This window comes from Desulfobacterales bacterium (assembly GCA_034520365.1).
Classification (GTDB): domain Bacteria; phylum Desulfobacterota; class Desulfobacteria; order Desulfobacterales; family Desulfosalsimonadaceae; genus M55B175.
The window spans coordinates 16,922-30,411 of sequence record JAXHNP010000001.1; the positions used below are offsets into that span (position 1 = coordinate 16,922).

The 13,490-nt window shown below is 52.0% G+C and carries 13 protein-coding genes and 1 tRNA gene; 4 read left to right on the top strand and 10 right to left on the bottom strand.

From position 1 onward, the window contains the following. Window positions 1-67: 67 nt before the first annotated feature. Window positions 68-2,824 carry a UPF0182 family protein gene (locus tag U5L07_00060; protein MDZ7830123.1) on the top strand — a complete coding sequence of 919 codons (2,757 nt, stop codon included), beginning with the start codon at window positions 68-70 and terminating at the stop codon, window positions 2,822-2,824. An 86-nt stretch (window positions 2,825-2,910) separates the two neighbouring features. On the opposite strand, the gene U5L07_00065 is transcribed toward U5L07_00060, so the two are convergent. Together U5L07_00065 and U5L07_00070 are read right to left on the bottom strand one after the other, a co-directional pair. Further along, complete coding sequence (locus U5L07_00065; GenBank protein ID MDZ7830124.1) at window positions 2,911-3,240, bottom strand: toxin-antitoxin system HicB family antitoxin; 330 nt, start codon at window positions 3,238-3,240, stop codon at window positions 2,911-2,913. Between the two features lie 530 nt (window positions 3,241-3,770). Continuing rightward, on the bottom strand, window positions 3,771-4,121 hold the full coding sequence (locus tag U5L07_00070; protein MDZ7830125.1) for a four helix bundle protein: 351 nt from the start codon (window positions 4,119-4,121) through the stop codon (window positions 3,771-3,773). 39 nt (window positions 4,122-4,160) lie between these two features. Here U5L07_00070 and U5L07_00075 point away from each other — a divergent pair, with 39 nt between their 5' ends. Further along, the gene (locus U5L07_00075) at window positions 4,161-4,457 is read left to right on the top strand and encodes a hypothetical protein (GenBank protein ID MDZ7830126.1); all 297 of its coding nucleotides are present in this window, start codon (window positions 4,161-4,163) and stop codon (window positions 4,455-4,457) included. On the opposite strand, the gene U5L07_00080 is transcribed toward U5L07_00075, so the two are convergent. The 6 genes from U5L07_00080 to U5L07_00105 all read right to left on the bottom strand — a co-directional run bounded on the left by U5L07_00080 (window position 4,442) and on the right by U5L07_00105 (window position 8,980). After that, window positions 4,442-4,840, bottom strand: a complete 399-nt coding sequence (locus tag U5L07_00080; GenBank protein ID MDZ7830127.1) for a type II toxin-antitoxin system VapC family toxin — start codon at window positions 4,838-4,840, stop codon at window positions 4,442-4,444. The genes U5L07_00075 and U5L07_00080 overlap by 16 nt on opposite strands. Beyond that, on the bottom strand, window positions 4,837-5,070 hold the full coding sequence (locus U5L07_00085; protein MDZ7830128.1) for a type II toxin-antitoxin system prevent-host-death family antitoxin: 234 nt from the start codon (window positions 5,068-5,070) through the stop codon (window positions 4,837-4,839). Before U5L07_00085 ends, U5L07_00080 begins: the two co-directional genes overlap by 4 nt. 253 nt (window positions 5,071-5,323) lie before the next feature. Further along, window positions 5,324-6,625 carry a magnesium transporter gene (mgtE, locus tag U5L07_00090; protein MDZ7830129.1) on the bottom strand — a complete coding sequence of 434 codons (1,302 nt, stop codon included), beginning with the start codon at window positions 6,623-6,625 and terminating at the stop codon, window positions 5,324-5,326. Then, window positions 6,615-7,466 (bottom strand): hypothetical protein, encoded by an 852-nt coding sequence (locus U5L07_00095; protein ID MDZ7830130.1) that lies wholly within the window; start codon window positions 7,464-7,466, stop codon window positions 6,615-6,617. The genes mgtE and U5L07_00095 overlap by 11 nt, the downstream gene beginning before the upstream one ends. Continuing rightward, window positions 7,453-8,178 (bottom strand): hypothetical protein, encoded by a 726-nt coding sequence (locus U5L07_00100; protein ID MDZ7830131.1) that lies wholly within the window; start codon window positions 8,176-8,178, stop codon window positions 7,453-7,455. Before U5L07_00100 ends, U5L07_00095 begins: the two co-directional genes overlap by 14 nt. A 726-nt stretch (window positions 8,179-8,904) precedes the next feature. Continuing rightward, window positions 8,905-8,980 (bottom strand) — tRNA-Val (locus U5L07_00105). Between the two features lie 65 nt (window positions 8,981-9,045). Here U5L07_00105 and U5L07_00110 point away from each other — a divergent pair. After that, entirely contained in the window at window positions 9,046-10,992 is a 1,947-nt protein-coding gene (locus U5L07_00110; GenBank protein MDZ7830132.1) for a penicillin-binding protein 1A, read from the top strand. Between the two features lie 43 nt (window positions 10,993-11,035). Continuing rightward, window positions 11,036-11,494 (top strand): N-acetyltransferase, encoded by a 459-nt coding sequence (locus U5L07_00115; protein MDZ7830133.1) that lies wholly within the window; start codon window positions 11,036-11,038, stop codon window positions 11,492-11,494. On the opposite strand, the gene U5L07_00120 is transcribed toward U5L07_00115, so the two are convergent. Both U5L07_00120 and U5L07_00125 read right to left on the bottom strand, forming a co-directional pair. Then, window positions 11,491-12,552: a hypothetical protein gene (locus U5L07_00120; protein MDZ7830134.1), complete on the bottom strand. Its 1,062-nt coding sequence runs from the start codon at window positions 12,550-12,552 to the stop codon at window positions 11,491-11,493. The two genes, U5L07_00115 and U5L07_00120, sit on opposite strands and share 4 nt — an antisense overlap. A 228-nt stretch (window positions 12,553-12,780) precedes the next feature. Beyond that, entirely contained in the window at window positions 12,781-13,482 is a 702-nt protein-coding gene (locus U5L07_00125; GenBank protein ID MDZ7830135.1) for a VTT domain-containing protein, read from the bottom strand. Window positions 13,483-13,490: the final 8 nt, after the last annotated feature.

Consider the following 13,490-nt stretch of genomic DNA (forward strand, 5'->3'; position numbering starts at 1 on the left):
CTTTTCGATACCCTTGGCTAAAATCGGATAAACCCGGTTAACCCCACCAACCAACAGGAGGTCGATGATGACAAATCCCTATGAAAACGGGAGTTCCGGCGGCGGCCCTACACAGCCGCCATTCCGTCTGGAAGACCTGGATTTTTTCCGGCTGACCCGGATGGTCAAATTCCTATGCCTGGGGTTGATTGTGCTGGCTGTCCTTGCGGGCTTAAACTGGGCCCGGGGGTTTTACACGGACTGGCTCTGGTTTTCCGGCCTGGGCCATGAGCAGGTGCTGTTTGTCCGCGTGACCACACAGATCTGGCTATACCTGCTCGGCCTCCTGGTGTTTGCTTGCCTGGTGGTGCCCAATTTTTATGCCGCCTGCCGGAACACGGCCCATTATCAATGGAAGCCGGGCAATGAGCTTTCCCAGGACAAATACGCGGCTGCCCGGCGCCTGATGGTATGGCTGGGAATTCTGGCCATCGTGATCCTGGCGATCTTTCTGGCGGGCTATCCGGCCGCCCGGTGGGAGTCATTTCTGCGCTTTTTCAACAGTGTCGCCTTTAATGAAATCGATCCGATTTTTAAAAGGGATCTGTCCTTCTATGTGTTCACCCTCCCGGTTTTAGGTTTCCTCAGAAACTGGCTTTTGGGCATGCTGGTGGTGGTTGTGCTGATTACCGGCGGGTTTTATTACCTCTCTGCCAGCCTGAAGGGGGAGCGCTTTTCCTTTGAAGGCCGGTTCAGAACACACATACTGATTCTGGGGGCCCTGTTCTTTGCTTTGATTGCTGCGGGGCACTGGCTCGGCCGTTATGATCTGCTTTTCTCAAAGACCGGCACGGTTTTCGGGGTAGGCTACACAGACCACAAAATTCTCCTGCCCGCCCTCACGGTGCTGACATTCGTCGCCCTGGCCACCGGGGCAATGCTCTTTCTGGCCGCCCTGCGCTCCGGGGGATACCGCTTAATCGCAATAGGTATCGGCATGTGGTTGATATTAAGCCTTCTGGGCACCACGGCGCTGCCCGGACTGGTCCAGCGCCTTCAGGTGGAACCCAGCGAACTGGCCAGGGAAAGGGAATATCTCGCCAAAAACATCGCCTATACCCGGAAGGCGTACGGGCTTGAGGACATGATTCGCAAAAACCATCCGGCGCGCGGTGAGGTCCGGGCGGAAACCATTGATGAAAATCAGGGCACCATCCAGAATCTCAGGTTCTGGGACGAAGGGCCGCTGCTTCAAAGCTATAATCAGATCCAGTTTTTCCGGCTGTATTACGATTTTTTAAGCGTTCAGACGGATCGCTATACAGTTGACGGCGATCTTCGCCAGGTCATGCTCTCAACCCGGGAACTCTCTTCAGAGAAGCTGCCGACAGAGGCCCAGCGCTGGGTCAACCGGCACCTTCAGTTCACCCACGGATACGGGGTGGCCATAAGCCCGGTGACCGAGGTGGCAGAAGGCGGACGCCCTGAATTTTTCCTCCGCGACCTGCCCCCCGCCGGCAAGATCGCGCTTGACCGGCCCGAAATTTACTACGGATTAAAAAGCCTGCCCTTTGCCATCGTCAACAGCGATATGAAGGAATTTAACTACCCGGGTAAGGACGGACCGGTCTATACCCATTACAAGGGAAAAGGCGGGGTTGCGCTCAGCTCCTTTTTCAGGCGGCTGTTGTATGCCTGGCAGTTCAAGGATTTAAATATCCTGATTTCGGGTGAGATCCACGAGGACAGCCGCATCCAGTACCGGCGGACGGTGGCCGAGCGCTTCGCCGCGGTTTCCCCGTTTCTCGGGCGGGATGGCGAAGCCTATACCGTGGTGGCAGACGGCCGGCAGTTCTTTATCCAGGACGCCTACACCACATCCGCACGCTACCCCTATTCCACGCCATGGCAGGAGCAATTCAACTACATCCGAAACAGCGTCAAGGCGGTTGTGGATATGTATAACGGCACCATGGACTACTACGTCTATGACGATTCATGCCCCATTATCCGGACATACATGCAGATATTTCCGGATCTTTTCAAGCCGGCTGATGAAATGCCCGGATACCTCCGGGACCATGTCAGATACCCCATGGACATGTTCAGCGTCCAGACCCGGATGCTTCTGCAGTACCACATGACCGACCCGGTGGTATTCTACAACAAGGAGGACCAGTGGTCCGTGCCCCAGCATGCGGCATCCGGAAGCACGGATACGCTTAGGCCCTATTACATCGTGGCCCGGCTTCCGGACGAGAAAAAAGAGGAGTTTCTCCTGATACAGCCCTTCACACCCGACAAACGCCACAACCTGGTGGGGTGGATGGCTGCGAGAATGGACGGCGAGAACTACGGCGAAAAGATCCTGTACCGCTTTCCGTCCGGACGCCACGTGGACGGACCGAGACAGGTCGAGGCCAGGATCGACAACGATGCCGTGATCTCCGAGCAGTTTACCCTCTGGGGCCAGGTGGGCTCAGAAGTCATGCGGGGGGATATTCTGGTGATACCGCTTGGCCAAAGCCTGCTGTATGCGGAACCCGTGTTTTTAAAGCCGGAAGCGCTCGAATTTCCGGAGCTGAGACGCATTATCCTCGCCGACAGCCGGCGCGTGGTGATGCACCCCATGCTGGAGGACTCGGTGGATGCGCTTGTCGGGAAAAAAGCCACGGTTGCCCTGGCGGTTGAAAGCGAGGCGGAACTCGCAGGAGATGAAACGGCGGCTGAACCGGCGGCGGAGACCGCCGTGCCTGAGGAGGGCCTGGAGGCTGTTCGCAAAGGACTGCAGGACGCCATTGACCAGTTGCAGGAAGTGGCGGACCAACTGCGTGATATGGAGTAGCATCGCCGGCGACGGAAAAAGCTGCAAAGCGAAGCGGCGCTTCTGTTTCCCGGTCCGGGTTGATGCTGTGGTTGTGTGTGCTGCCACTATTGGCTTAGCTTTGAGCTGGCAATACGGTTAAGACTGATACCGGCTTCGGCAGCCTGAATAGCTAACTTTCGATGGACATGAGGCGGAATCCTAACCATAAACTTTCCACTATACCGCTTGCAGGCTATTGGTTCAGGAATTTTTTCGTTATTTCCCTCCATGTCAGATATAACTTCTGCCACAATCCTTCGTATACCCTTTAGGGCTTTTTCAGGCGTATCCGCCAACCAGCTCAAACTTGGAAATTCAGCGCATAAGCCAACATATTCATTATCCTCTTCAGACCATGTCACCCTGTATGTATATTTGTCATTTTTTTGTGCCATGATTGACCTCCAGTTTTTCAATAGCCAAGAGAACCTGTTTAACCTGGTATATTTTGGCCTTTCCCTGAGCGTTTTGAATGTTTACTCGTGGATCACCTTCTAAGTAACTTCACGGTTTAAGGTATAGGGTGCAAGGTGTAAGGTCAATGAAATCAAAAATTTATGGTCGGCACGGTGGCCGACCCTACGATGAATCGGGTTTTTCCCCATTCGTAGGGCGGGCCACCGTGCCCGCCTGAAAAAATGATCACAGATCTTGCATAAGTCAGAATATCGAACATCCTTGGGATTCCGCCGTATCTTTTCAAGCAGGTCATCGATTTTTGTCATATTAATATAATATCAATAATGATACCAGTGTCAATAGGTGGAAGTGTTTTTTTGACACAACGTGTACGTTCAGGCGCGCTGTCAAGCGTCGCCTGGAACGCTTGGTTGGGGCTAATTTCCTTCTCCGTCCAAATCGCTATCGCTATCGGGATCGAAATCGCCTGTAGCCTCCTGGCCATAGAATGTATGATCCTCCTGACCTAGTATCCTCTTCCCCCCAGACCACTGAGCATCGCCGCCATACGGTCGATCTCGTCTTTCCGGCTCCGACTCTCGGCCTTGTCAAGGGCCTTGCCGACAACCAAAACATCCTGAATGGCGGCGCACTCCAGCGCCGAGCCACGTGCGATTTCAAAATAACGCCTTCGGTCGGCTGCTGCGGTCTTGCCATTACCTTCGGCGATATTCAGCGGTATCGACTGGCTGGCCCGAAGCCATTGGTCTCGTGCGGGGCGATGGACGCCGTTCAACCCCTTGGCCTTTTCGTATACCCAGGCCACGTAGCCGATCGATAGAGGGTAAACGTCAAGTCTCTCGTGTCCTAGCGTCATGATGCGTCGATCCCGATAGCGATCCCGATTTCGATTTCGATGGCCCCAACGCCCAGCATAACCGGCCGGGAAAAAGCTGCAAAGCGAAACGTTGCTGCTGTTTCCCGGTCCGTGTTGGTGCTGTGGTTAAAGAAAATGTGTCAATATAAAAATATGGTTTTTTATATGGCTTTTTTGATCCATAACAGGCTGCTCACCGGCTGGCGGTTGGGAGCACTGCCTTTGTTAAAACAAATTGCATTGGTGCTGCTCGGCTGGGCAAAGCCGCTCGCCCCAGCCAGTCCGGGGCAGCAGCAAGGTTCTGCAAAGTCTATTCGAGTTTACCAAAGACTCTGAACATATTGATAATTTAAAATTCTTTTATCCTTTGTAAGAATCTTTGCTTTCTCTTCCCTCGCAGTGGCCACAATTATCTGATCTGCTGGATCGTCATGGAAAGGTTTTGGAAGTACTGTTGAGCGATAGGCTATCATGGGTGTAAGATGGACAAATCTGAGTTGTGGCATTTCCAATGCGGAACTAATCCATTCCTCAGGGTGGCAGGAAATACCAATCTTGCCTTTTTCCAGAAGCTTACTGAATTCCCAAGGTGAAATTGCAGATAAAAGAAGCTCATCATATCCTTCTTCATTTTCAATCAGTTTTGCGACTTTCCGCGACAGATTTTGGGGGCGCATATTCCACCAAACCCAGGTATGCGTATCGAGCAGATATTTCATTGAGATGCTTCCCACAATCCTTCACCAAGCGGAGTGACTATATCCTTTTCGAAAACAAAAGCATCCGCGAGTTTGCCTGGCATCGGCTTCTGTCCGGAGTTAAGATAAGGTACGACTTGAGCAAGTGGCTTGCCTCTTTTCGTTATGACGATGGTTTCCTGGGATTTTGCAACCTCGCTTAGCACCTTTAACGCATGTGTCTTAAATTCACTAATGGCCATTGTCTTCATGCGACCACCTCCTTTTTCATAAAATAGTCAAATAAAGTGGTCAGGTCAAGAAAAAGCCAAAGGCTGCATGGGGCAGAGCGCAAAGTTCAGCGGCACCGGGGGACCGAGCGAGCTTGCGAGCGGAAGCCCCCGCTTATGGAAACTATAAGATTTGCCGAAATACGTATGGTGTCCCCGCAATTATCCCCGCAATAAATAGGTTCTTGCAGCCTGCATCCGGCCTGAAGTGTTGTAATAAGTTTTCCTGTTCCGTTTAGATCAGATACTGACCAAAAAGGGCGGCAAGGCCAAGAAAACTTAAAAAACCCACAATGTCGGTAATCGTTGTCAATAATATGGATGAACTTGTCGCTGGATCCTGCCCCATAGCAGTCAGAAGCATCGGAATGGCTGCACCGGACAGGCTTGCCGCCACCATGGCAAGGATCATGGCCGCTCCAATCACCAGTGCAAGCGGCAGGGATTGACTCCATATAAAAACGGCTATTGCGCACATAATACCAACTGACAGACCGTTGATAAATCCGACCGATCCCTCTTTGGTTAAAACACGCCATTTATGACGCAAGCGGATTTCTCTGAGTGATAAACCGCGCATCGTCACAGCCAGGGCCTGCGCTCCGGTATTTCCGGACTGTCCGGCGACCACCGGCAGCAATATGGCAAGAGCCGTTACCTGCGCTATGACGTTTTCAAATATACCGACAACCGCTGCGGCCGCAAAGGTGGTAAGCAGGTTTATGGACAGCCACGGCATTCGTTTTCGTACCGAGAACCAGGCCGTGGAAAGGGCCTTTTCTTCCTTGCTGACCCCGACCATCGTTTGCATGTCTCCCAGCGCATCTTCGTGCACAATATCGAAGAGCTCATCGTGGCGAATTGTCCCAATCAGTATTCCGTCAGCATTGACTACCGGGATTGATGACAGCTTGCTTGACTCGACAATTTCCACAACTTCATCGCGTGGTGCCATCTCATTTACACTCGGTGTCGGGCGGGACAGGGACTGCAGTGTTTCATGATCCTCGGCACCGATTATATCCTGAAGAGAGATTCGGCCCAGCAGCCTGCCGTCTATATCCACCAGGTAGATCAGCGTCAGATTTTTTGCCTTAAGGCGCCTGATTCTGCTGATAACCGTTTCAATCTTATCGTTGGGGTGGAAACTGACCACCCGGGTTGTCATAAGGCTGCCGGCCGTCCCTTCAGGATATTTCAAAACCGCTACAATCTCATTGCGCACAGGCTCCGGCAGCCGGCTAAGACAATGGGATCTGGTTTCACTGTCAAGCCTGGCAAAAATGCGGGCGAGGTAAGCCGGATCCGAAAGCTGGGAGATTTCAAAAAGATGGGAGACGTCTCTTACCAGTCTTGCGGCAAAAGCGGGATTGATCAAAGAAAGCAGCATCGCTGCATCTGCAGCTGACATTGCATTCAAGGTCTCGCTTGCATGCGCGTCGGGCAACTGCTCAAACTTTTCAGCCGCATCCAGCGGATATCTCTTAAAAAAATCTGCAGCCAGAGCGCTGGCCAGGGTCTGGGGCTCAGGATTCATCAGGCGACTCCGGTTGTTTTGTTGCCACAGAAGACGCAGCGCCCAGCAGTGCGAACACGCCCAACGTATATAACTCTCCCAGGGCATTGCCGGTTTCCAACAGTTCAGAGCTGCGCCTCGCCCCGCGGTTTTCGAGTTCATAACGCTTAATGGTTTCGTATTGAATGACCCCCAGATAACGACCGCGACGATCGGTGACCGGCAGGGCATGGTAGCGAAACCAGGCGGGATGTTTTTGCAGATTTTCTATGGTCATATCGGCAAACACGGCAGTTACTTCACGGCTCATATAGGCGGCAAGCGGGTCATGTATAAAGCCCGAGTTGTGTAACAGCTCTTTTAAATTCATTACCCCGCACAATTTATAATCCGGATCCACCAGGTAGAGGTAATAGATCGTCTTATGCTTTGCGCTTTTGAGCCGCTCGATACAACGGCCTACCGTTTCTGAGCTTAAAACCGACGGCACCGTACTATCCATAATCGAAGCCGCCGTCCCGCGGACAAAGCTGAGAAGCCGATTGATATGTTTCATGCGGACAGGGTCCATTTCAGCTACGAGCGCCAAACGTTTCTCCGGCAAAAGATGCTGCAATGCAAGTGCGCAGATGGAATCAGGCACATCCTGAAAAACCTCTGCTGCGCGTCCGGCAGGCAATTGCTCCAATACTAATGACAAGAGATGAGAAGACAGGTGGGGAATAAGGGCCGCAAGGTCAGGGGTTGACAATTCGATCAGATACGCCAGAGACGCCTCTCTGTTTTTGCTTTCAATTACATTGGCTGCGGCCTCGGGATGCAGTTGTATGTAGCTTTGAACGAATTGGCTAAGCCTTGTCATGCAACACCTCGACAACAGCTTCGTTAAACCGCCTGGCCGGAACAATGAAACGACCGGACTTGCACTCCAGGACAAACGAGGTCGTGGAAATATCAACCACCCTGCCCTCTATGCCGTCAATAATAATATGGGTGCCTGTCTTAATATTTTTCCTGGCATAAAAGGCGGCCAGGATATTGGTCACAACAGGTGCTGAACCAATCCCAAAAGAGAGTGCGCCTCCGGCCAGCAGGCAGGCAAGAATCACCAGTACACCGGTTGTGAGAAATTCAATTTCGATTCCGATCTGCTCAATGGAGACCAGGATGGTAACGGTAACACCGGCGATATAGATAATGGAACCAAATCGCGAAGCCGCTTGTATCCCGGCTGTTTTACCGGAGCGGGAAATGAGGTCCCCGACAACCCGGGAGACCAAAACACCTGCAATGAGTACGGCAAATGCGCCGATCAGCTTCGGTAAAAATGAAGAAGCCAGCACCACCCAGTGATCTATGACATTGAAGCCAAACACCTGAGCGGAAAAAACAATAAAAATCAGGATCGTAATCCAAAAGACACCACGTGCCAATCCATGACCGAATTGCTGTAAGTGACGTAAGGGAAACCAACCCGGCAAAAACGAAGTTTTGGTGGATTTAAATCTTTCTATACAAAACCATGTGAGCCGCGCAAAAAAAAGGGCGATCAATACGCCGGCAATCAGAATCATTGCTGCGATCAACAGCTCCGGCAGTACCGCTGCGAATCGGTTAAAAAGCGAGTGTATCACTTGCTGCATCCTATCCACGGGTCAATATCTCCTCTTTATTGTGCATTAAGCGATTGCTCGGTTTTCGGGTCGGGCCACGCTAACATACTGTATTTTAATATATTCAATGCCATGGAAAGACATTTTCAGGGCCTATTTTGCTTTTTTTACCCCCAAAATCATCAATATAGGGTTTCTGAATTGCTCACAGTTGATATGATTCTCCTGTTTCACGAGGCTTACCCCCCATTGCAGATGCCCCCATCGCCATCTGCACATTCTCAACAAAAACCTTGCTTCCCACAGCTAAATTCGCACTCCATTTGTCATCGCGGATATTGGCGCCGTTTTCCAGGCTCTTATCAACCCATTTTTTATAAGCCGCCGGCAAGTTTTCGTAGTTGTCGAATCCCAGAAGCTCTTGAAGTCTTTTATAATTTATCAGAACGTTTTTTCTTTTCGGTGTCTGGTCATATTTAAAAGATTAACTGTGATAATTAGGGTGTCAAAAAATATCACTTGAACCTGTGGAGAATCAGAAGTAGAAAGTCCTTTTTCAACTGGCAATCATGGGGGGCAAGCCAAGGCGATGTGCCGGGCTTGAAGTGATCAGATGAAGACACCCTTTTTACCTGCCAATAAAAAAAGGGCTTATGAGTGACTACACCCATAAACCCTTGATTTCTTTGGTAGGCGCGAGCAGACTTGAACTGCTGACTTCTACCGTGTCGGGGTAGCGCTCTACCACCTGAGCTACGCGCCTGTGTGATTACCCCAATCAAATAATATTACAAAAATCAGTTGTCAAGCATAAAACAGACGCCTCTCATGGCTAAAAAAAGCTATTTCATCATCGGGTTTTTTCTGGTTGCCGCGGTGGCCTGCGGGGCGGCCCTGGGCGGGGTGTTTGCCATGGTTCGGGACCTGCCCCAGATTCGCGCCCTGGAAGATTTCTCGCCCTCTGCGGTCACCCGGATTTACTCGGCGGACCAGGTCCTTCTGGCGGAACTTTACAAGAAGAAAAGGGACCCGGTGCCTTTATCCGAAATCCCGGAAGAACTCCAACAGGCGCTTATCGCCACAGAAGACCGGCAGTTCTACGAGCACAGCGGAGTGGACCTCAAGGGGATTCTCCGCGCCCTTGTCCGGGATATCATGGCCGGCGAGTTCGTGGAAGGGGCCAGCACGCTGACCCAGCAGCTGGCCAAGACCCTGTTTTTAACGCCGCAGAAAACCCTGGAGCGGAAACTGAAAGAAGCGTTTCTCTCTTTTCAGCTGGAACGCCGGTATACCAAGGACGAAATCCTTGAACTCTACTTAAACCAGGTATACTTCGGCTCAGGGGCCTATGGCGTGGAAGCCGCGGCCCGGAAATTTTTCGGAAAACCCGTCAGCCGTTTAAATATCTCCGAATGCGCCATGATCGCGGCCATGCCCAAAGCCCCGTCCGTTTACTCCCCATTGGTCAACCCGGAGCTGGCCATCCAGCGAAGAAATATCGTGCTGCGCCAGATGCTGAATGTGGGGGATATCAGCCAGGCACAGTATGAAACCGCCGCAAATCAACCGTTTGATCCGGTTCCGGTCCGCGAAAACCGCACCAAAGCCCCCTATTTTGTGGATTATGTCAAAAAGCGGCTGGAATCGGAAATCGGGGCGGCCCGGCTCTATACCGGCGGCCTTACAGTGAAAACCACACTTTCCTACCGCATGCAGCAGGCGGCCGAGCAGGCGGTTGAAAACGGACTTTCGGATTTGGGCCGGCGAATGGAAAATCTGCACCAGCTTGAAAATCCGGATCCCCAAGCCGCACTGGTCGCGGTTGATGTTTCAACCGGCGGCATTGTCGCCATGGTCGGCGGCAAAAACCATGATGAAAGCCCCTATAACCGGGCCACCATGGCCAAGCGGCAGCCGGGGTCCGCATTTAAACCGATTGTTTACGCCCGGGCCATTGAGCAGGGATTTTCTCAGAACATGCTGCTGCTGGATACCCCGGCGGCCTTTCAAGGGAAAAATCCGGAGACCCCATGGCGACCGGAGAACTTCTCCAATACCTATCAGGGGGAAATGACCCTTCGCAAGGCCCTCACCCATTCAAAAAACATCCCCGCGGTCCGTCTGATTGAAAAGCTGGGGACGGCCAGCGTGATCTCTTTTGCCCGGTCCCTGGGCATTGAATCGAAACTTTTGCCCAACCTGTCTCTGGCGTTGGGCACATCCGAGCTCACCCTCTTGGAATTGACCGCCGCCTATGCGGTATTTCCCAACAGCGGCACCTGCATCCGGCCCGCCCCCGTCACCGAAATCCGGGATAAAAACCGGCGGCTGATCTGGCAGCCGGAGATCAAGCGGCGGGCGGTCATGTCAGATGCCGGGGCGGCCATTATGGTGGATATGCTGCAAGGCGTGATTGAGGCGGGTACGGGCAGAAAAGCACAAGGGATGGTACGACCGATCGGCGGGAAAACCGGCACCACGAACCAATACAAAGACGCCCTGTTCATTGGATTTTCCCCCGCCATTGCGGCCGGGGTCTGGGTGGGGCGTGATAATTACACCACCCTGGGCCGGCATGAAACCGGCGCCCGGGCCGCGTTACCCATATGGCAGGCATTTATGCAAAATGCGCTAAAGAATGAACCCTATCGATATTTTGATATCCCGGATACTGTTACAGCGCGCTGCATGCATCCGGATACCGGCAAATTGACGGCACCGGGGCCGCACTGTGTAAACACCTTGTTCCGCGAAGAAACGCTTCAGCCTGACTGATAAAAAACTTGATCCCGCGCCGGATAATCGATACAACGCGCGTATGATCCGCAAGGCCAACATAGAGGATGTCAAGACCATTCATGCCATCCTCAAATATCGCGGCGAAAAGGGCGAGCTCCTCGCCCGGCCCCTGAGCCGCCTCTATGACCATGTGCGGGATTTCTGGGTCTATGTGGATGGGCAAACCGATCGCATTGTCGGCTGTTGCGCCCTGCAGTTCTGCTGGGAGGATCTGGCGGAAATCCGCTCCCTGGCGGTGGATGACACGCGGCAAAACCAGGGCATCGGCAATCAGCTCATAGAAACCGCCTTTGCCGAAGCCCGGCAGTTTAAAATCAAAAAGCTGTTTACCCTGACCTATAAGCCCGAATTTTTCAAAAAATTCGGGTTTGTGGTCATCGACCGCTCAGAGCTGCCCCTAAAAATCTGGGCGGACTGCATCCATTGCGTCAAATTTCCGGACTGTGATGAAATTGCGATGCTCAAAGAGCCGGTTTAAGAATATATAAGGTTATAGTACAGCGGCGGATAAAACCAGTTATGGGGCCTGGGCAGAATCTGCTGGGAGCCCACGGTCAGCCAGTAGGACTCGAGCTTTATCTCCCGAAGCTTTCCGGTATCCGGCGGTATGGCATGGGAGGTATAGGAATAGGTCACCTGGAAAAGGAATACCCCGTTTTTGTCTTCGCTGGCGATCAAATAATTCTCTTTGAACTCCTTGATCGTCATTTGATTGGCCTCGGCTACCCGGCTCATCTCCTTCTGCGAAAGCTTGATCAGAACAATTTTGGTGACCCCGCGGTCCGAATAGCGCAGCAGCGTCCGGGATTCGCTGCTTGAGACATAAACCGTGGAGATGCAGGGAATCCGCCGCAAAAATTGAGCGGCCACAATGGCGGCCGTACGCCGCCCCCCCACCATATCCGGCAGGCCGTAATATTCAAAAAACTTTTTCTGAATATCCTCGGCATGCTTCTCGCCCTTCTCATAGATATCCTTGGAAATATAGCGCAGGCGGCGGGCCATGTCTTCGGCCGCCTCGGTGATCGGCCAGTCGATGCGCACATGGAAATGCGAGAGCTGGTAGCGATGCTTTCCCCTGGGCTGGGCGGTATCCCGTTGAACAAGCAGCGCGTAATCCACGGGGAGCAGATCTTTTAAAAAATCAAAAAAATGAACGGATTCCAAAAACTTCTGGGTCCGGTCGAAATCATTTTTCAATGTCAGGGTCTTGGATCGGAGCAGGTTGGTTTTGGTCGTGCGGTTGGAATCAAAAAAACGGATGTATTTTTTATGCTTGGCCGGAATGTGATCTTCAAGAAATATCAAAAGAAATGAATTCTGGCACTCATACTCGACCTTGGGAATCCGGGCCCGGGGTTTTAACTCTTTGCGCTCGACAAACGGATAATCCATTCCTTTGCGCTTGAAATTCTCATAGGATTCGGTCAGCGCATACTCTAATACAAATTGATCCAGTTCATCGCGAAGCAGATTATAATAGGATCGCCGCAGGCGATCGGCTAAACTTAATTCCTCCCTGATACGCCAATGCAATACATTCCCCCGTTACCGGTAGATAGTTATCAATACCTAAATTGAGATCCCAACCCAAAGCCTTCCGCCGCTGTCATTTCGAGGAACGAAAGTGACGAGAAATCTTAAAAAAAATCATGTGAATATAAGATTTCTCGCTGCCGCTCGAAATGACAACCGAGCCAAATTAACATTCTGATTAAATCTATTGTAACATCGAATCAAAAAATAGTCAACTGAAATAATTGACTATCTTTCACCAAATCGTTCCGCCCACCGGTATATTGCGGTTCGATAATAAATCGCCGCACCGACCATTACCAGACTTACCCCCAAAATAATTGCATAAAGGCCGTACATGCCGTGAGACAAAACGCCGCCATGCAGGCTAAGCATTAACGTGCCCGGCATCCGGCCCAGACCCGCCATGATGATAAACATTCTAAAGGGAACAGCCGTCCCGCCCAGAAAAAGACAAAAATAATCCTTGGGAAACCCCGGAAAAATGAAAAACGCCAGGATCATAATCAGGCCCTGACGGGTGAGAAATACATCCATGCGCTCAAGCTGATCCCGGGGAATCAGCTTTCGGATAAACCGGTAGCCCAGAAATCGGCCGACCCCGAAATTGAGGGCCGAGCCGATGGTCAGGGCAATGGTGGAATAAACAAACCCGTAGCCCACACCGAAAAGATATCCGCCCACAAACCCGCTGAGCTCTCCCGGAATGGGGGCCAACAATACCTGAAGGATTTGAACCAGCATAAAAGCCAGAGGTGCGGCGGCCCCCCAGGCTTCAATGAATGATTTGACGGCTTCCCGGTCGGTAAGGATATCGTAGAGATCAAGCAGGTGATTGACAAAAATGCCGGCCAGCACTGCGGATACAATAACAAAGATCCCCAGCGCCAGCCCATACCGGCTAAACAGCCATGAGCGAATCGGCGGCATGGACCGCC

Excerpts from the sequence above, each read along its gene's own strand:
- U5L07_00060 (MDZ7830123.1), top strand. The coding sequence starts at position 68 with ATGACAAATCCCTATGAAAACGGGAGTTCCGGCGGCGGCCCTACACAG.
- U5L07_00065 (MDZ7830124.1), bottom strand. The coding sequence starts at position 3,240 with ATGGCACAAAAAAATGACAAATATACATACAGGGTGACATGGTCTGAA.
- U5L07_00070 (MDZ7830125.1), bottom strand. The coding sequence starts at position 4,121 with ATGACGCTAGGACACGAGAGACTTGACGTTTACCCTCTATCGATCGGC.
- U5L07_00075 (MDZ7830126.1), top strand. The coding sequence starts at position 4,161 with ATGGCCCCAACGCCCAGCATAACCGGCCGGGAAAAAGCTGCAAAGCGA.
- U5L07_00080 (MDZ7830127.1), bottom strand. The coding sequence starts at position 4,840 with ATGAAATATCTGCTCGATACGCATACCTGGGTTTGGTGGAATATGCGC.
- U5L07_00085 (MDZ7830128.1), bottom strand. The coding sequence starts at position 5,070 with ATGAAGACAATGGCCATTAGTGAATTTAAGACACATGCGTTAAAGGTG.
- mgtE (MDZ7830129.1), bottom strand. The coding sequence starts at position 6,625 with ATGAATCCTGAGCCCCAGACCCTGGCCAGCGCTCTGGCTGCAGATTTT.
- U5L07_00095 (MDZ7830130.1), bottom strand. The coding sequence starts at position 7,466 with ATGACAAGGCTTAGCCAATTCGTTCAAAGCTACATACAACTGCATCCC.
- U5L07_00100 (MDZ7830131.1), bottom strand. The coding sequence starts at position 8,178 with ATGATTCTGATTGCCGGCGTATTGATCGCCCTTTTTTTTGCGCGGCTC.
- U5L07_00110 (MDZ7830132.1), top strand. The coding sequence starts at position 9,046 with ATGGCTAAAAAAAGCTATTTCATCATCGGGTTTTTTCTGGTTGCCGCG.
- U5L07_00115 (MDZ7830133.1), top strand. The coding sequence starts at position 11,036 with ATGATCCGCAAGGCCAACATAGAGGATGTCAAGACCATTCATGCCATC.
- U5L07_00125 (MDZ7830135.1), bottom strand. The coding sequence starts at position 13,482 with ATGCCGCCGATTCGCTCATGGCTGTTTAGCCGGTATGGGCTGGCGCTG.